This is a genomic window from Eggerthella hominis (genome assembly GCF_014287365.1).
GTDB classification, from domain to species: Bacteria; Actinomycetota; Coriobacteriia; order Coriobacteriales; family Eggerthellaceae; genus Eggerthella; species Eggerthella guodeyinii.
In genome coordinates this window covers 258,041-275,831 of record NZ_JACOOA010000001.1, presented here as the reverse complement: position 1 = coordinate 275,831, position 17,791 = coordinate 258,041, and the positions used below count along the sequence as shown (strand labels likewise).

General features: G+C 69.4%; 13 protein-coding genes. 2 read left to right on the top strand and 11 right to left on the bottom strand.

Annotation, left to right across the window (positions count from 1 at the left end):
• Positions 1-142 precede the first annotated feature (142 nt).
• The 10 genes from H8S61_RS01220 to H8S61_RS01175 form a co-directional block, all read right to left on the bottom strand.
• Entirely contained in the window at positions 143-1,345 is a 1,203-nt protein-coding gene (locus H8S61_RS01220; RefSeq protein ID WP_186937667.1) for an NADP-dependent isocitrate dehydrogenase, read from the bottom strand.
• Positions 1,346-1,531: 186 nt separating this feature from the next.
• Positions 1,532-2,479 (bottom strand): NAD-dependent epimerase/dehydratase family protein, encoded by a 948-nt coding sequence (locus tag H8S61_RS01215; protein ID WP_186937666.1) that lies wholly within the window; start codon positions 2,477-2,479, stop codon positions 1,532-1,534.
• A gap of 275 nt (positions 2,480-2,754) precedes the next feature.
• On the bottom strand, positions 2,755-3,612 hold the full coding sequence (locus H8S61_RS01210; protein ID WP_154331845.1) for an ATP-binding cassette domain-containing protein: 858 nt from the start codon (positions 3,610-3,612) through the stop codon (positions 2,755-2,757).
• 36 nt (positions 3,613-3,648) lie between these two features.
• A complete protein-coding gene (locus H8S61_RS01205) occupies positions 3,649-4,422 on the bottom strand; it encodes a hypothetical protein (RefSeq protein ID WP_186937665.1) in 774 nt (257 codons plus the stop codon).
• Positions 4,419-5,093 (bottom strand): hypothetical protein, encoded by a 675-nt coding sequence (locus tag H8S61_RS01200; RefSeq protein ID WP_186937664.1) that lies wholly within the window; start codon positions 5,091-5,093, stop codon positions 4,419-4,421. The genes H8S61_RS01205 and H8S61_RS01200 overlap by 4 nt, the downstream gene beginning before the upstream one ends.
• Positions 5,094-5,110: 17 nt before the next feature.
• The gene (locus H8S61_RS01195) at positions 5,111-5,914 is read right to left on the bottom strand and encodes a hypothetical protein (RefSeq protein WP_186937663.1); all 804 of its coding nucleotides are present in this window, start codon (positions 5,912-5,914) and stop codon (positions 5,111-5,113) included.
• Positions 5,911-6,471 (bottom strand): RNA polymerase sigma factor, encoded by a 561-nt coding sequence (locus H8S61_RS01190; protein WP_160941652.1) that lies wholly within the window; start codon positions 6,469-6,471, stop codon positions 5,911-5,913. Before H8S61_RS01190 ends, H8S61_RS01195 begins: the two co-directional genes overlap by 4 nt.
• Positions 6,472-6,690: 219 nt before the next feature.
• Positions 6,691-9,765, bottom strand: coding sequence for a mechanosensitive ion channel domain-containing protein (locus H8S61_RS01185; protein ID WP_160941653.1), 3,075 nt, complete (start codon positions 9,763-9,765; stop codon positions 6,691-6,693).
• Between the two features lie 10 nt (positions 9,766-9,775).
• Positions 9,776-10,618, bottom strand: a complete 843-nt coding sequence (locus H8S61_RS01180; RefSeq protein WP_186937662.1) for a transporter substrate-binding domain-containing protein — start codon at positions 10,616-10,618, stop codon at positions 9,776-9,778.
• A gap of 215 nt (positions 10,619-10,833) precedes the next feature.
• On the bottom strand, positions 10,834-13,455 hold the full coding sequence (locus H8S61_RS01175; protein ID WP_186937661.1) for a DEAD/DEAH box helicase: 2,622 nt from the start codon (positions 13,453-13,455) through the stop codon (positions 10,834-10,836).
• A 461-nt stretch (positions 13,456-13,916) separates the two neighbouring features.
• On the opposite strand from H8S61_RS01175, the gene H8S61_RS01170 reads away from it, so the two are divergent.
• The gene (locus tag H8S61_RS01170; RefSeq protein ID WP_186937660.1) at positions 13,917-15,035 is read left to right on the top strand and encodes a putative NPN-dependent ornithine cyclodeaminase; all 1,119 of its coding nucleotides are present in this window, start codon (positions 13,917-13,919) and stop codon (positions 15,033-15,035) included.
• 130 nt (positions 15,036-15,165) lie between these two features.
• Positions 15,166-15,996, top strand: coding sequence for an SDR family oxidoreductase (locus H8S61_RS01165; RefSeq protein WP_186937659.1), 831 nt, complete (start codon positions 15,166-15,168; stop codon positions 15,994-15,996).
• Between the two features lie 107 nt (positions 15,997-16,103).
• Here the strand turns inward: H8S61_RS01165 and H8S61_RS01160 are convergent, their stop codons facing one another.
• Positions 16,104-17,666: an FAD-dependent oxidoreductase gene (locus H8S61_RS01160; protein ID WP_186937658.1), complete on the bottom strand. Its 1,563-nt coding sequence runs from the start codon at positions 17,664-17,666 to the stop codon at positions 16,104-16,106.
• Positions 17,667-17,791: the final 125 nt, after the last annotated feature.

Genomic DNA, 17,791 nt, shown 5'->3' with positions numbered 1-17,791 from the left:
GCGCAGGTTTCGTCAATCGAACGCGCGCAGCAGGCGCGGCGGGCGCGGTCGGGCTTCGCCGGTGCGCCGCGAAAACGCCGCTGGGGAAGCGCCTCCGCGCTTCCCCAGCTAGCGTGCCGTATTTTGTTTGCCCGCAGGCGCGCTACGCCGCCAGGCGCTTGGCGATGGCGAGGATGAAGTCGCGGGTGCTGAGCTTCGTCGGGTTCGGCAGCGTGGTGATGAGCGCGAGGTCGCCCGTCATCTCGCCGGCCTCGATGGTGTCGAGCGTGGCGCGCTCCAGCTTGTCGGCGAACGCCACGAGGTCGTCGAGGCCGTCCAGCTCGCCGCGCTTGCGCAGGGCGCCCGACCACGCGAAGATGGTGGCCACCGAGTTCGTGGACGTCTCCTCGCCCTTGAGGTGCTTGTAGTAGTGGCGCTGCACGGTGCCGTGCGCGGCCTCGTACTCGTAATAACCCTGCGGCGACACGAGCACCGACGTCATCATGGCCAGCGATCCGAACGCGCTGGACACCATATCGCTCATCACGTCGCCGTCGTAGTTCTTGCAGGCCCAGATGAAGCCGCCGTCGGCCTTCATCACGCGCGCCACGGCGTCGTCGATGAGCGTGTAGAAGTACTCGATGCCGGCTTCCTCGAAGCGCGCGGCGTACTCGGCGTCGTAGACCTCCTGGAAGATGTCCTTGAAGCGGTGGTCGTACTTCTTCGAGATGGTGTCCTTCGTGGCGAACCAGATGTCCTGCTTGATGTCGAGGGCGTACTCGAAGCAGCTGCGCGCGAAGCTCTCGATGGACGCGTCGAGGTTGTGCATGCCCTGGGCGATGCCGGGGCCGTCGAACTTCTGCACGAGCTCGCGCGTCTCGGCGCCGTCGGCCGCGGTGTACACGAGCTCCACCGTGCCGGGGCCGGGCACGACCAGCTCGGCGTTCTTGTACACGTCGCCATAGGCGTGGCGCGCGATGGTGATGGGCTTCACCCAGTTGCGCACGCAGGGCTCGATGCCCTTCACCGTGATGGGCGTGCGAAACACGGTGCCGTCGAGCATGGCGCGGATGGTGCCGTTGGGGCTCTTCCACATGCTCTTGAGGTCGTACTCGTCCATGCGCGCGGCGTTCGGCGTGATGGTGGCGCACTTCACGGCCACGCCCAGGCGCTTGGTGGCCTCGGCGGAGTCCACGGTCACCTGGTCGTCGGTGGCGTTGCGGTGCTCGAGGCCCAGGTCGTAGTACTCGGTCTTCAGATCGATGTGCGGGAGCAGCAGCTCGTCCTTGATCATCTGCCAGATGATGCGCGTCATCTCGTCGCCGTCCATCTCCACGAGCGGCGTGGTCATCGCTAGTTTCGCCATAGTCAACCTTTCCGTGTCCAAAGAGCCTCACGCTCCCCCGTTTTCTCGTACGGGGATATGATACCGTTGCCGTGGCGCGGATGCCGCGCAACCCGCCGATTTCGCCCCGAAAACACGCCTCGGGAAACGCGGCGGGCGCAAGCGCGGCGACGACGCGGCGCGCAGGGACGCTTGGGAGGAAGCCCCTCACCGCTCCGAAAGGCGCAGGGCTTCCTCGATGCGGGCCATCTTGGGGTCGAAAAGGGCCGGGCGACGCTCGCGATACCAGGCGTACGTCCGCCCCATGCCCTCCTCGAGGGCGGTCTGGGGAGACGGCAGCCCGAACCGCGCGGCCTTGCGCACGTCGAGCAGATACGTGCAGTCGCGAAACGGGAAGAACGAACGCGCCTCGAGCGCGTCGGAGCAGCCGACGTGCGCAATGCACGGCTCGACGCCCGCCGCGCGGGCGGCCGCGCGAACGAGGGCGTCCCAACCGATCGCCTCGGGATGCGCGCAGTTGAACGCCTCGGCGCTCCAGCGGACGGGCTCGGCAAGCGCAGCCAGCATGCGCGCCGCGTCGTCGACGAGCGCGAACTGCGTTCGCGCGCCGCCGCTCGGCACCGGCACGGGCAACCCCCTTTCGAGCCGGTCGAACAGGTAGGCCTCGCGGAACAGGTTGTTGCCGGGCCCGTACAGATACGCAGGCCGCACGATGGAGAGCGCGTAGCCGCAGCGCGGCTGGCGATCGACGAGCAGGCGCTCCGCTTCGAGCTTCCCCAGCCCGTACGGGCCCCAGCGCTCGTTCTCGCCCGTCGGCGCGTTCTCGGCGAGCGGTCGATCGCTCGGCCGGTACACCGCTCCCGAGCTGACGAGCACGTAGCGCGCGCCGTCGTCGAAGCGCAGCGCGTCGAGCACCGGCTCCACGTCCGCCGCCGCGTAGGCGGACACGTCGACGACCGCGTCGAAGCGCTCGCCCGCGAGCGCGCCCCAACCCGACGCGTCGCGCCGATCGGCGCGGTACCAGCGGTTGATGCCCGCAGGCGCCGAAGGACGGATGCCGCGCGTGAGGATGGACACGTCCCAGCCGCGCGCGACGAGCTCCTCGGTCACCGCCCTCCCGACGAACTGCGTCCCGCCCAACACGAGCACGCGCATGGCAGCTCCCTTCCCGACAGCGCTCACGCCCCCATGGTAGCGCATCGCGAACGCGAACGGTGCGCGCCGGACGCGTCCTTCGTGGCGGAAATTCGGAGAAATTCGTCGTCGGAGCTCCTTTGCGAGCGCGAAAACGGGAATCCGGCTTCAAGCCGACGGCATACGGCCTGGTCGGCAACGTGCATTCGCACGCCTGTCGGCCCGAAACGCGAAAACGCGGCGAATTTCTCCCAAAACCTGCCACGAACCGCGATCCCGGCGAGGCGCTCGAAACCTCATCGGGTGCTCAGGGCCATGTAGCCGTCTTCGAGGGTGGGCTCGACGGGCTCCGACCCTGCCGGCGGCGCGGCGGACACGATGCGGTAGCGCGTCCCCTGCGCCGTGGTGGCGGCGTTCACCACGACCGCCCCCTCCGGGGGCGCCATGAGCGGCGGCGTGAGCCACGTGCGGCCGTGCGCGCCGTCGATGAGGCCCGCGGTGGCGCCGTCGTAGCGCAGCCGCCCCGCGCGCAGCACGCATACGTAGGGACAGGTCTGCGCCACGTCGTCGAGGATGTGCGTGGACAGCACCACCGTGCGCTCGCCGCCGAGCGTGGCCAGCAGCGTGCGGAAGCGCATGCGCTCCTCGGGGTCGAGGCCGGCCGTGGGCTCGTCCACCACGAGCAGGCGCGGGTCGCCCATGAGCGCCTGGGCGATGCCCACGCGCCGCCGCATGCCGCCCGAGAAGCCGCCGATGCGCCGCCGGCGCACATCGCCGAGCCCCACGCGCTCGATGAGCTCGTCGGCTTGGCGGCGCCGCGCGCGCCGGTCGTCCATGCCCTTGAGGACGCCCACGTAGTCGAGGAACTCGGGCGGCGTGAGGTTGGGATAGGGCTCGATGTCCTGCGGCAGGTAGCCGAGGGACTTCTTGAGCGCGCGGCGGTTGCGCGGCTCGGACAGGTCGCGCCCGTCCACGAGCACGCGCCCCGTCGTGGGCCCCACGATGCCGCAGAGGATGCGCATGAGCGTGGTCTTGCCGGCGCCGTTGGGGCCGATGAGCCCGATCATGCCGGAAGGCAGGTCGAGCGTGAGGTCGTCGAGGGCGCGCGGCTTCTTCGGGAAGTCCTTGCCCAGGTGGTCGAGGGAGATGAACATGGAGATATCCTTTCTATGCGTCCGCCGGCGACGCGCTCAGCGGCGCCGGTAGGTGCGCCTGCGGGCGATGGCGCCGGCCACGGCCAGCAGCGCGACGGCGACGGCGAGCTTGAGCGCGAGCAGCGCGACGGCCTCGACGGGCGTGGCGGCGACGGCCGGGCCCTGGTAGTCGAGGAACGGGCTCGATCCGAAGAACGCCTGGCAGATCGGGTCGGCGACGATATGGACTTGGAAACCGCCGCCCCCGTCCACCGGCACCCCGCGGAACGAGAACGCGAACAGCGCCGCGAACCACGCGACCACCGCCGCGATGCGCGCCAGCGCCCGCGGCAGCAGCGCGCCCGCCAGCGCCGACAGCGCCGCGGCGAGGGCGGCCGCCGGCAGCACCACGCCCGCGAGCAGCACGATCGCCTGGGGCAGCGCCCACGCGTTGCCGTGCAGCATCTGGCCGCCCGCGCACACCAGCAGCACGGCGGCCGAGGGCAGCGCCATCACGGACAGCGCGCCCGCCACGCGCGCGGCGCTCAGCGCGACGGGCCGCACGGGCGCCGAGGCCTCGACCTCCGAGACGCCGAGCCGCTCGGGCTCGGCGGCGAGGTCGGTGAAGGCCGCGGCGTACACGACGAGCGGCAGCATGGCCAGCACCTGCGCCAGGAACACGAGGTCGGCGACGTCGCCCGTCTCGAAGGGAAGCCCGTCGTTCACGGTGACCCCCAACGAGAGCAGCGCGAGCGCGAGCGACACGACCCACAGCGCCCGCTGCCGCGCCGCCATGCGGAAATGGGCGCGTGCCAGCGACAAGAACCTCATCGCGCGCCTCCCAACTTCCTCCATGCGTACTCGGGCGCGCCCAGCGCGCGCCAGACGCACGCGGCCGCCGCGAGCAGCGCCAGCAGCGGCAGCCCGCGCTGCAACGCGAGCAGCGGCACGTTCGGGTCCCATACGAGCGCGAAGAACAGCCAAACCGCCACGACCGCGAGCGAGGCGTTCCGGGAAGAGCCCGCGAGCGCCGCGGCGACGTACGCCGTCAGCACCATGAGCGCCGCGCCGCCCACCGGCGTGACGAGGCCCATCCACCCGACATCGCGGTACACAATGCCCAACGCTTGCAGTGGAACGAACATAACAAGGGCGCCTACGGCACCCGCCGCCAGCAAAATAACCGCGCGCAGCGTCTGCACCGCGCGGAACTCCACCGGCGAGGCCGCCTGCACCTCCACGAGCGGGTCGCCCGCGAGCACCGCGACGGTGCAGACGCCCACCGTCAGGGGGTAGACCTGCGTGAGCGCGAGCATCGCCATCGTCGCAGACGACGCTCCCGCCGCATGCGCCCAGCACGCGCCGGCGGCCGCGATGCACGCGCCGGCGGCCACCGGCACGACGACGCCCACGGCGCGCACCCGCCGCGCCTGCGCGGCGACGAGCGCGCGCACCGCCGGCCCCGTCAAGCGGCCGGAGCCGCTGCCACATCCTGCAATCATGCGAAACCTCCTCAGGTTCAAGCTGCCTGCATATGCGCGACCAGCGCCCGGCGCGCCGTGACCACCGCAGCCGCGAGCAGGATGCATCCCGCCGCCGCCACTGCCTCGGGCGCGACGGCGCCCTGCAGCCGGGCGATCGCCGCGAACGCGCCGCCGTCCGCAGCCGCCTGCCCGGCCGGCACCACGAGCGGGACGAGGAGCGCCCCGGCCGCCGCGCCCGTCCACGACGCGTTCGACCACACGGCCACGAACGCCGAGGCGCCCGCGACGGCGGCGAGGGGGACGAGCCACGACGACACGAGCGCGCCCAGCTCCAGCGGCGCGCCCCACCAGGCGAAGGCCGCCGAGGCGGCGAGGCCCGCGAGCGCGTCGACGCCCAGCACCACCGCCAAGCGCGCGAGCAGCACCGTCTGCGGCCCCAGCGGCATGGCCAGCGCCAGCGCGTCGGCCGCGTCGGCGGAGAGCGCCGCCGTCACGGTGAGCGCCGCGCCCAGCAGCAGGAGCGCCGAGAACCACCAGGCGGCATCGGACGCTCCCCCGCCCGCGGCGACGAAGCATGCCGCGCCCGCCGCGAGCGCGGCCGTGACGAGCGCCGCCGGCAGCACCGCCCGCGGCATCGCGCGCACCTGCGCGGCCGCCAGGCTCGCCGCGAGCCGCGCGCTCTTGCGCGCCGGCCAGGCGGGCGCCTCGAAAACCGACGGCTCCTCCTCGATGCGCGCCGCGATGCGCGCGAACGGGGGCACGTCGGCCGCGCACGCACGCTCCTGCCGTTCCATCGCCGCGCGCAACGCCGCGCGCGGCTCGGTTCCGTTCGTGCTCATATCCGCCTCCCCAAGGTCTTCTGCAACAGGGTTCGCGCGCGGGACACGCGCGACTTCACCGTGCCCACGGGCACGTCGGTCACCTGGGCGATCTCCGCGTAAGGAAGCTCGTGGAGCCAGGCGAGCCGCACCGTCTCGGCCAACGCGGGCTCGAGCGCGTCCAGCGCGGCCACGATCTCGTCCGCGCCCGCCTCGGCCAGGAGCGCGCCCGCGGGGTCGCCCGCCTCGTCGGCCAGCTGCCCTTCCACCTCGTCGAGCGCGCACTCGACGGGCCGGACGCGGCGCATGCGCACGTACACCTGGCGCTTGGCGATGCCCAGCAGCCACGTGAGCACGCGGCTGTCGCCGCGGAACGCGGGGGCGGCGCGCCAGCAGCCCAGCCACACATCGGCCGCCACCTCCTCGGCGAGCTGGCGATCGGGCAGGCGCGCCGCGGCGAACGCGAGCACGGCCGGCGCGTAGCGGCGGTACAGCTCCTCGAGCGCGCCTTCGTCGCCGCGCGCCATGCGCGCGATGGCGGCGCGCGCCCGCTCCTCGTCCGCTTCGCGCTCTCCCATGCCACCGCCTCTCGTTCCCGTCGTCCCGTTCAACCCCTTAGTAGCGCCGGCGAGGGCCGAGGTTCGCCGAAATCCATGGTTTCGCGCGAACCGCCCTGTTTCGCCGCAGCGGGGGCGTCGAGACCAGCGTACCGCAAGCCGCAGGCCCGCGGCGGCCGCCGCAACGAAAAGGGCCCGGAACGATCGTTCCGGGCCCCGATTCCGTGCGTTCGAGCGAGCTTAGCGCGACGCGTTCTCGTCGTCGTTGCCGAGATCCTTCGCCACTTCCTTCTGCTCCTCGTTGAAGCGGTCGGCGCGGAAGCGCTCGGCCGCCGTCGCCTTCTTGTACTCGCTCGCCTGGTTGATGACCACCTGCGGGTACGGGATGCTGATGTCGTACTTGTCGAACAGCATCTTCATCTCGCGGTTCAGGTCGCGCTCGAGCTGCGCGCGGTCCGACTCGTCGCATTGCACCACGATGCGGATGTTCACGCTGTTGTCGCCCAGCTCCACCACGCCCTTGTAGAAGGGACCGTCGATGGCCTTCGGCAGGCGCTTGCGGATGGCCGGCAGCTCCTTGGACAGGATGTTCTCCACGCGCTCGAGCGATTCGCCGTACTCGATGCCAACGTCGCACGAGGCGTAGGACACTTCCTTGGTCATGTTCACGACGTTGCTGATGTCGCTGTTGCGGATGACCTTGATGTTGCGCGAGCCGTCCTCCACCTTCGTGGTGCGCACGCCGATCTCCACCACGGTGCCGCGCCAGTCGCCCACCTTGATGATGTCGCCCACGCGGAACTCGCCTTCGAAGATGATGAACAGGCCGCTCAGGATATCGGAGACGAGCTCCTTCGCGCCGAAGCTGATGGCGATCGACAGGATGCCGGCGGAGGCCAGCAGCGTGGTGGTGTCGACGCCGACGAGCATGAGGCTGTAGTACAGCATGCCGATGATGGTGGCGTACTTGATGAAGCTGCTCAGCAGGCGGCACACCGTCTCGCCGCGCGCTCCCAGCACCGTGGACAGCAGGTTCAGCAGCTTCTGCACCACGGTGACCACGGTCATCGCCACGCAGATGAACATGATGCACGCCGTGAGCGCGAAGATGTTCAGGCCGCGCTCCCACTCGCCGCCCAGGATGTAGGAGAAGATGGACGCGCTGCCGAAGAAGCGGTCCTGGAACACCACGGCCACGCAGACCACGATCACCGAGGCGCCCAGGAGCCATTTGACCACGGCGGCCGTCTTCTGCTCCGCCGTGCGCTCGCTCCACTTGAACGACCGGTCGAGCCAGCGGCTGGCGGCGGATTCGGTCTTGATCTTGCGGCCGCTCGGCATGGTCACGTCGAACATGCGCGACTCGGCCTCCTCCTCGGGCCGCTTCGGCACGGAGAAGCCCCGCTTCGGCTCGAAGGCCAGCAGCAGGAAGATCACCGCGAGGCACACGAGCGCGATGCCGCCCGTCGTCAGCGTCAACGGCACCCGCTCGGCCATGAGCTCGCCTTCGGTGCCCGCGATGTAGAGGTAGTAGTCGTCGGTCTCGGCGGACGAGGCGTAGTACGTGACGCCCTCGATGGTGACGTAGTCGCAGTAGCCGCCCTTCAGCTGGTTCTCCGCCATGCCGTGCTCGAGCGCGGGCTTGCCCACGAGGCGCTGGTCGGGGAAGTACGCGAACGTGCCGTCGCCCTTGTTCACCGCGAAGGCGAACCCGTCGGCGCCCGACTTCATGCCGTCGAGCACGCTGTCGATCTGCACGCTGGACAGCAGGTTCTCCAGGCGGGTGGCGCGGATGCCGAGCTGCACGAGGCCGTTGGCGGTGCCGTCCGCATCGTGCAGCGCCACGCCGATGTACTGGCGCAGCTGGCCGGAGATCTCGTCGGCCTGCGGGTCCTGCACCACCGAGTCGGCGCCCTGGAGCAGCTTCCTGAACTCGGAGGACTGGTCGTCCGGGTTCTCGCTCAGCACGAAGTTCGCGTACGAGGAGTTCGTGGCCACCATGGTGCCGGTCTCGTCGTAGGTGAACACGTACTGGATCTGCAGCACGTCGGCCAGCTTCTGCAGGTCGGCCCTGTTCTCGAGCGCGGGGTTCTGGTCGATGATGTAGCCGGCCACGCGCGCCTTGCCGAGGTAGCGCTCGCTGTACTGGTCGTTGAGGTCCTCCATGCGGTCAGTGGAGCGCTGGATGGTCTCGACCACCTCGTCGACGCGCTCGTTGTTGGCCACCGATTCCGACGACAGCGCGAACAGCGTCTGCATGTAGAACGTCACCAGCAGGATGGCGAGGAAGCCCACGAACGACAGCACGGCCGCCTTCCGGCCGATGGCCTTGTTGTACAGCAGCGGCCCCACCGTGCGGAAATGCCCCTCGTCGTAGCCCTGGCGCTCGTCCTCGCGCATGACGAAGATGCCGTACATGATGACCACGGTCATCACCGCGAAGAAGATGAAGAGGATGACGCCCACCGTGATGTTGCGGGTGGCGGCCATGTCGCTCTCGGGCACGGCGGCGATGTAGTACAGGTCGCCGATCTTGCTCACGTTGCAGTACAGCGACTCGCCGTTCAGCTCCATCCAGCCGACGTTGCCGTCCTCCAGCTCGGTCACGTCGATGCCGCCGTCGATGGCGTCGGTGCCGACGAGGTTCGAGTTCGGGTGGTACTCCACGAGGTAGTCCTGGGCGGACACCGCGAACATGTAGCCGTGCTGGCCGATGGCGACGTTCTCGAGCACGCTCTTCGTCGAGCCCGTCACCTCCACGAGGTCGCGCAGCTCGGCCGGGTTCTGCTCGACGACCACCATGGTGTCGGCGTCGATGGCGGCGGCGTAGTAGCGCTGCAGCCAGTTCTGCTCGGGCAGCTCGACCTCCACCGCCTGGGAGGGCTTGCCGTCGTCGAACACCGTGCGCAGCTGGTTGAAGCGCGGGTACGCGAAGTTGGCGAGGGTGTCCTGCGCCTTCGCGATGAGGCTGCCGTCGCGGCCGACCACCATGACGTTGTCCACGCCGAGGAGGTCCTTGTACTCGGCCATCTTCGCATCGGTGGCCTCGAAGCCCGCGTTGTTGTTCGCCATGAAGGCGACGCTCTCGGCCTTCGACTGGAATATCTCGTCGTAGGTGACCGTGTTCTGGTCGACGCTCTCCTGCGCCGATTCCAGCAGCTCGGGAAGCGCGTCGGCCTCGAGCTTCATCTCGCTCGTGTAGCCGTCGAGCGACAGGTCGTTCTGCATTGTGGACAGCACCACGCCCATGACGGCCATGCTGACGGCCGCCACCGCGATGAGGACGACGATCTTCACCTTGAGTTTCGTAGACATGCGGCCTCCCCTAGTCCCATTTATCCGTCAGCTGGGCGATGGTGCCATCGTCGAGCATGCCCTGGATAGCGGCGGAAACCGGCTGGCTGAGCGCGGAGTCCTTCTGCGTGGCGACGCCGTACTCCTGCGTGTCGATCGTGAAGTCGAGGATGCTGCGGTCGGCGTCCAGGTAGGTCTTGGCGATGCTGCCGTCCATGCAGGCGGCGTCGATCGCGCCCTCTTCGAGCGCCTTGCTGAGCTCCTGGTACGACGCCATCTGCACGAGATGGAACGTGTCGAACACGACGTCGGAGTTGTCCTCGTTGGCCGACAGGGCCTCGCCGGACGTGAAGCCCGCCTCCGTCAGCTTGATCACGAGCTGCGGGGCGGTGTTCGAGCCCGACATGGTGCCGAGGGTCTTGCCCTCGAGCGCGTCGACGCCGTCGATGAGCGCGCTGTTCTCGACCATGACGATGGAGTCGTCGGAATAGTACGCCGGCGAGAAGTCGAAGTTCTTCTGCCGCGATTCGGCGATGGAGTAGCACGCCACGAGGCAGTCGACCTCGCCGTTCTGCAGCATGTCCTTGCGGTTCTCGGGCAGCACGCTCACGAACTCCACCGCGCCGTAGCCCATGCGCTCGGCCATCTCGTTGGCGATGTCGATCTCGAGGCCGTAGTACTTGCCCGTGTCGTCGTTGAGGTAGCCGAAGCCCACCACGTCGCTTCGCACGCCCACGCGCAGCGTCTCGCCGTTCGACGCGGTCCCCTTATCGTCGTTCGCGCTCGCGCACCCCGCAAGGCCCGCCAACGCGCACGAAAGCAGCAGGACAGCGAGCAGCAACGTGGCGCGCGCTCCCCCTCTGATCTTCCTCATCCGTCTCCTCCTATCGCACAAAAAACCTCCGGTCGCCTCGCCCCGAGGCGAAGAGACACCGAAGTGTTAAGTATGGCAAAAAGTCAACGGAGCAAAGACCTGATCAATCGGTTCAAAATATAGTTGAGGACGGGGAGGAAGGGGCGCATGCGCCCGGGGAGACGCGCGCACCGGAAGACGCCCGGGGCGCGCACGAGGCGAGGCGGAGCCGCGCGTCAGGCGAGCCGCTCCTCCCCCAGGTCCTCCACGAAGCCCACGCGGAGGTTCTTGAACACGGCCTCCCCCTCCTCCTGGCTGGCGTCGAGGTCGACGTCGGCGACGAGGGCGAAATCGTGGTCGCCTTCGGGGTCGCTGAATATCTGGCGCACGTGCCACACGCGGTCGGTCGCCTCGTCCGCCTCGTCGATGGCGAGGTAGGCCGTCGAGCGGGCGTCGGCGTCGATCTGGACGGCCTCGTGCACCTCGAAGTAGGCGTCGAGCGCGCGCTGCCAGCGCGGCTCGCCGCAGCCCCATTCCTGGTCGAGCTTGCCCAGCTCGGCCGCGCGCCCCTGCGAGGCCAGCCGCACGCGCTGGAACAGCGCGTTGCGCACGAGCACGGTGAGGCCGCGGCGGTCGGCCACCACGACGTCGCCCGCCGTCGGCGGCGCGGCGTCGGCCGCGGAGCCGGCGCTCTCCCACTCGTCCACGAGGCTCGAGTCCACCGAGCGCACGACGAAGCCGAGCCACGCGATGACGTCCACGAGCCGCTCGTCGCGCTTGTCCGCGGGCACCGTGCGGTCGAGCACGCGGTAGGCGTCGGACAGGTAGCGCAAGAGCGTGCCCTCCGAGCGCGCGATGCCGTAGCGCTGCACGTAGCCCTTGAAGTCGGACGCGCCCTCCAGCATGTCGCGCAGCACCGACTTCGGCTCCAGCTGGAAGTCGCGCGCCCAGGGCACGTCGGCGCAGTAGCGCTCGAACGCGGCGTCCAGCAGCTCCTCGAGCGGGCGCGGGTACGTGATCTCGGCGAGGCGCTCGAGGCGCTCCTCGTACTCGACGCCGTCGGCCTTCATGTCCTGCATGGCGCGGTCGCGCGCGGCGCGCTCCTGGGCGCGCAGCACCTGGCGCGGGTTCTCCAGCGTGGCCTCGGCCATGGAGATGACGTCGAGCGCGTACGTGTCGCTTTCCGGGTCGAGCAGCTCGAGCGCCGCCAGCAAAAACGGCGACAGCGGCTGGTCGAGCGCGAAGTCCTCGGGCAGGTCGACCGTGGTCACGTACGCGGTGCCCCCGTCCTCGCCCTCGACGCTCTCGATGACGTCGGCGTTCACGAGCGTCTCGAATATCTCGTCGGCGCGCACGACGAGCGCGGCCTTCTCCTCGGCGGTCTGCGCCGAGTCCTCGATGAGCCGACGCACGCGGCTGTACGCGTCGCCGCCCTGCACCACCTCGGACAGCACCATGGAATGGGTGATCTTCATGCGCGGCTTCAACGTCTCGGGCACCGCCGCGATGAGGCGCTCGAAGGTCTGCTTGTTCCAGGTGACGAAGCCCTCGGGCGGCTGCTTCTTCTTGACCTTGCGGATCTTCTTCGGGTCGTCGCCCGCCTTCGCCATGAGCTTCGCGTTCTCGATGTCGTGCTCGGGGGCCTCGGCGATCACCATGCCCTCGGTGTCGAAGCCCGAGCGCCCCGCGCGGCCCACGATCTGATGGAACTCGCGGGCGCGCAGGCGGCGCATCTTGTAGCCGTCGAACTTCGTGAGCTGCGTGAGCACCACGGTATGGATGGGCACGTTGATGCCCACGCCCAGCGTGTCGGTGCCGCAGATGACGGGCAGGAGGCCCTGCTGGGCCAGCTTCTCCACGAGCAGCCGGTAGCGCGGCAGCATGCCCGCGTGGTGCACGCCCACGCCGCTCGCCAGCAGGCGCTTGAGCGTCTTGCCGAACGCCGTGGTGAAGCGCGTGCCCTTCACGGCGTCCTTGACGAGCTCGCGCTGCTCCTTGGAGGCCACGCCGTAGCTCGACAGCGCCTGCGCGGTGGCCAGCGCCGCGTCCTGCGAGAAGTGCACGAGGTACAGCGGCGCCTCGCCCTTGCGCAGGGCCAGCTCCACCGTGCCCTCGAGCGGCATCTCCACGTACTCGTACGACAGCGGCACCGGGCGCGGCGCGTCGGCGACGACGTCCACGTCCGTGCCCGTGCGCTCCTTGAGCGACGCCGCGATGGCGCTGACGTCGCCCAGCGTGGCGCTCATGAGGAGGAACTGCGTCTTCGGCAGCGTGAGCAGCGGCACCTGCCACGCCCAGCCGCGATCGGCGTCGCCGTAGAAGTGGAACTCGTCCATGGCCACGCAGCCCACGTCGGCGGCCTCGCCCTCGCGCAGCGCCTGGTTGGCCAGGATCTCGGCCGTGCAGCAGATGACGGGCGCCTCGGCGTTGATGTGCGCGTCGCCCGTGATCATGCCCACGTTCTCGCGGCCGAGCACCTCCACGAGGTTGAAGAACTTCTCGCTGACGAGCGCCTTGATGGGCGCCGTGTAGTACGAGCGCTTCCCCGTGGCCAGCGCCATGAACTGCATCCCCAGCGCCACGAGCGACTTGCCCGAGCCCGTGGGCGTGCCGAGGATCACGTGGTCGCCCACCATGAGGTCCATGAGCGCCTCCTCCTGGTGGGACCACAGCTCGATGCCGCGCGCGGTCGTCCAGTCGAGGAAGCGGTCGAGCGCCGCATCGGGCGAAAGCCACGGCTCCGGCGCCGGCTCGCCCTCGGCCGGCTCCCACCACGTCGGCGCGAGCCGGCCCAGCGAACCGGGAAGGTACGCCTCGTCGTCGGGCTCTGTCGTTGCATCCTGCGCGCGTTCAACCATGGGGGAAGGCCTCCGGGGATCTCGATCGATGTTCGAATGCGTATTCTACCCGCATGCGCCGCCTTGCGAGGTCCGGACGAGCAAAGTCCGTGAGTTTTGCACCCCTTTGGCACGCCTCTGAAAGCATACGACCAGAAAAATCGGAACCGTCCCACGCATCGCGCCTGATGGCGGTTGTTTCGAGCCATGCATTTCGAAGCGAACCCGTCTTTCGAGGGTGCATTTCTCGGGAACCTTGCCTTTTCGAGGCGTATTCCGTGCCACGAGGGTGCATTTCTCGAGGACTATGCAAGACGGGGCGCAAAACGGCATGACCGCAAAACGCCGCTTCTCCAGGGATAAGAACGCGGCTCGCATCCGGAGGGGCGCGGCACGCCGCGCGAGCGCCTGCGCGGCGCGAGCGCCCCGTCTCCTGCTATAATCGCCCTCCGAGAGAGACGTACCCCGAAAGAAGGCCGCCCATGAGCTTCGCACTGAACCCCTACACCGCGCCCGACTTCGACCGCGAGCCGCTGGCCGGCGCGCCCGACGCCGTGCTGCTCCCCGCGCCGAAGGACGGCGTGGCGCCCGAGGGCTACCACGCCATGAGCATCTACCCCGAGTACTTCAAGATCGACGGCACGTGGCTGTTCGCGGAGGACAGCCGCATGGACTGCGTGCCCGTCTTCGAGGGCGGGCGCATCTTCGTGCGCGAGTTCCGCCACATCCGCGCGGGCGACGCCATCGTGTGCGGGCGCACCGAGTCGGGCGCGCAGGGCATCTACGTCCACACGAACGGGTTCGACGCCGCGCCGGACGACGAGGGCGAGCTGGCCGACGCCGGCAGGCACGCCGACAACTTCGCCTTTCGCCTGGGACGCTCGCGCGAGACCGCGTTCTCCCGCGAGTACGACGAGCTGTACGAGCTGCTGAAGCACGAGCGCGAGCACGGCTACATCGTGTGGGTCATGGGGCCGGCGTTCTCGTTCAACGGCTTCTCGCGCACGGCGTTCTCGAAGATCGTCGAGGCCGGCTACGCCGACGCGGTGTTCGCCGGCAACGCGCTGGCCACGCACGATTTGGAGGGATCCTACTTCCACACGGCGCTCGGCCAGGACATCGAGACGCAGGAGAACCGCCCGCTCGGCCACTACAACCACCTCGACACCATCAACCGCGTGCGGCTGTACGGCTCCATCGGCCGGTTCATCGAGGAGGAGCAGGTGACGGGCGGCATCATGCACGCGCTCGAGAAGAAGGGCGTGCCCTACGTGCTGGCGGGCTCCATCCGCGACGACGGCCCGCTGCCGTGCGTGCTGGGCAACGCCTACGAGGCGCAGGACGCCATGCGCGCCCACCTGCGCAAAGCCACCACCGTCGTGTGCATGGCCACCATGCTGCACACCATCGCCACGGGCAACATGACGCCGTCGTACCGCGTGCTGGAGGACGGCACCGTGCGCCAGGTGTACTTCTACTGCGTCGACATCGCCGAGTTCGCCGTGAACAAGCTCATCGACCGCGGCTCGCTGGCCTCCCGCGGCATCGTGACGAACGTCCAGGACTTCATCGCCAACGTGGCGAAGGGCCTGGGGCTGTAGCGGGGCGCAGGAGCCCGTGCGCCCGTGCGCCCGCATGCGCGCGGGCTCCGAAAACGCCTCTTGACTTGGAGTCGGCTCCAAGCCGTATGCTCCTCGGCGACATCGAAGGACGAAACCTAAGGAGCACGGCATGAACGACGTGATGATACTCACCGGCGCCGGCCAGATCGGCTTGGCCATCGCGCGGCGCATGGGGTACGGCATGACCATCGTGGTCGGCGACAAGCGGCTGGAGAACGCCCAGGCGGCGGCCCGCACCCTGAACGAGGCGGGGTTCGCCGCCGAAGCGTTCGAAACGGACATCTCCTCGCGCGATTCCGTGCGGGACCTCGTCGGCGAGGCGCTCGAGCGCGGCGAGGTGTCCATGCTCGTGAACGCGGCGGGCGTCTCGCCCAGCCAGGCGCCCGTCGAGGCCATCCTCGCGGTCGACCTCTACGGCACCGCCGTGCTGCTGGAAGAGGTGGGCAAGGTCGTCAAGCGGGGCGGCGCCGGCGTCACCATCTCGAGCCAGTCGGGACACCGCATGCCCGCGCTCGGCGCCGAGGTCGACGAGCTGCTGGCCACCACGCCCGCCGAAGAGCTGCTGGACCTGGACATCCTCCAACCGGAGAACATCGTCGACACGCTGCACGCCTACCAGCTGGCGAAGCGCTGCAACGAGAAGCGCGTGATGGCCGAGGCGGTGAAGTGGGGCATGCGCGGCGCGCGGCTCAACTCCATCTCGCCGGGCATCATCGTCACCCCGCTCGCCCTCGACGAGCTGGCCGGGCCGCGCGGCGACTTCTACCGCACCATGTTCGCCCAGTGCCCCGCAGGCCGCGCCGGCACGGCCGACGAGGTGGCGAACGTGGCCGAGCTGCTCATGCGCCCGCAGGGCGCCTTCATCACCGGGACGGACGTCCTCATAGACGGCGGCGCCACCGCCTCGTACTTCTACGGCCCCCTGAAGCCGCAGAGCTAGCGGCCGCCGCGCCCGCGGGGCGGGCCGACGCCCGAGGGAGTCGGCGCCGGCCCGCGTCCGGGAGGGGCCCTCGCAGGCGCGGATGCGCCCGGAGGATCGGGAGCCGATCAGCTCTTGCCCAGCGCGTGCCTCACCGCGGTGCGCGCGGAGTTGAGGTTGTGGCCGCCGATGGAGGCGGGCACCTCGATGGTGTACGTGCCGTCGTAGAGCATGCAGCTGTCGGTGCCGACGGCGTAGAGCCCGGGTATGGCTTCGCGCGCCGCGGTCACGGCCTGGTAATCGCGGTTGACCAGGATGCCGCCCATCGTGGTTCCCAGCATGATGACGTGCTTGAGCGCGTAGAACGGCCCGGTCTCGATGGCCGCGAGCAGCTCCGGCTCCTTGCCGAACGACCGGTCCTCGCCCAGCTCGCAGTAGCCGTTGTACTGCTCGACCGTCGCGGCGAACGCGGCCTTGTCGATGCCCATCGCGCCGGCAAGCCCCTCGACGGTGTCCGCCGAGTACAGCCCGTCGGCCCCCTGGGCCAGCGATTCCTCGAGCTCGGCCTTCAGATCGAACATGCTCTCGAACTTCTCGGCCAGCCGGTCGATGCCCGCCTGGTCGTACACCATGTACGATCCCGTCTGCGTCAGCACCGTGTTCGACGCGCAGATCATGGCCTTCGCGCCGCAGTTCTCGTTCGTGTAGCGCACGCCCTCGGAATTCACCCACAGGCCCGACCCGTCGATGGCCACTTGGAACGCGCTCATCGTGGGGATGCCGTTCAGGCACGCGTTGCTGAGGTAGGCGGTATGGTTGCGGTTGTCGAAGGCGCCCGCCTCGAGGGCCATCTCCAAACCGTCGCCGATGTTGGTGGGGTTGCCGGTCAGCGACACCGTGTCCAGCACGATGCCCTGCTTCTCCACCAGGTCACGGTTGCTGCCGAATCCGCCCGATGCCAGGATGACGGCCCGGGCGTTCACCTGCAGGATCGACCCGTCGCCCTGCTCGGCGTAGAAACCGGTGACCGCCCCGTCGCCGTCCACGATGAGCTGGCGGGCGCGCGTCTGCGTGCGGATCTGTGCGCCGTACTCCTCGGCTTTCGCCTTCATCGGCGGGATGTAGCTCTCGGACGCCAGGCCCTTGTACCAGTGGAACGTGGGCACCTGGCCGACCCCGCCGTAGTCGTCGACGACGCCGGAGAACTCCACGCCCTTCTCGACGAGCCAGTTGAGGTTGTCGCCCGAGCGCTCCACCTGATCGCTCCAGAACGTCGCGTTGATCCGGTAGTTGAAGAAGTCTATCTCGTGAGCCACGATCTCCGCGAGCGTGATCTCGATGCCCTGCTCTTTCTGCATGTCGCTGTTCACGCCGAACATGCCTTCCGTGCCCGTGCCGTTGCCGCCCACGTCGCCGCCGACCTCCACCAGAACCGTGGACGCGCCGTACTCGGCCGCCTGCACCGTGGCCGCGAGACCCGAGATGCCGCCGCCGATGACGGCCACGTCGGCATCGATGGTTTCGGCAACCTGGTCGGCGTAGCCCGCCCCGTCGGCGGCGTCGGCCCCGTCGGCCTTCCGGCCGCCCGTGGACGAGCAGCCCGCCATCAGCCCCGCGAACGCCGTGGCGGCGCCCGCCGCGAGGGCTCCCGTGCAGAACCCTCGACGCGTCAATCCCTTCGTTTCGTTCATGGCAATTCCCTCCTGGGTAGCGCTGACTCCTGCCCGCGACGATCCGCGGGCGCCGTTCGCCTCCATGCGAACGACAAGGCGCAGCGTAGGCGACGCCCGTGCGGCCGCCTATCCCAGTTTTGGAT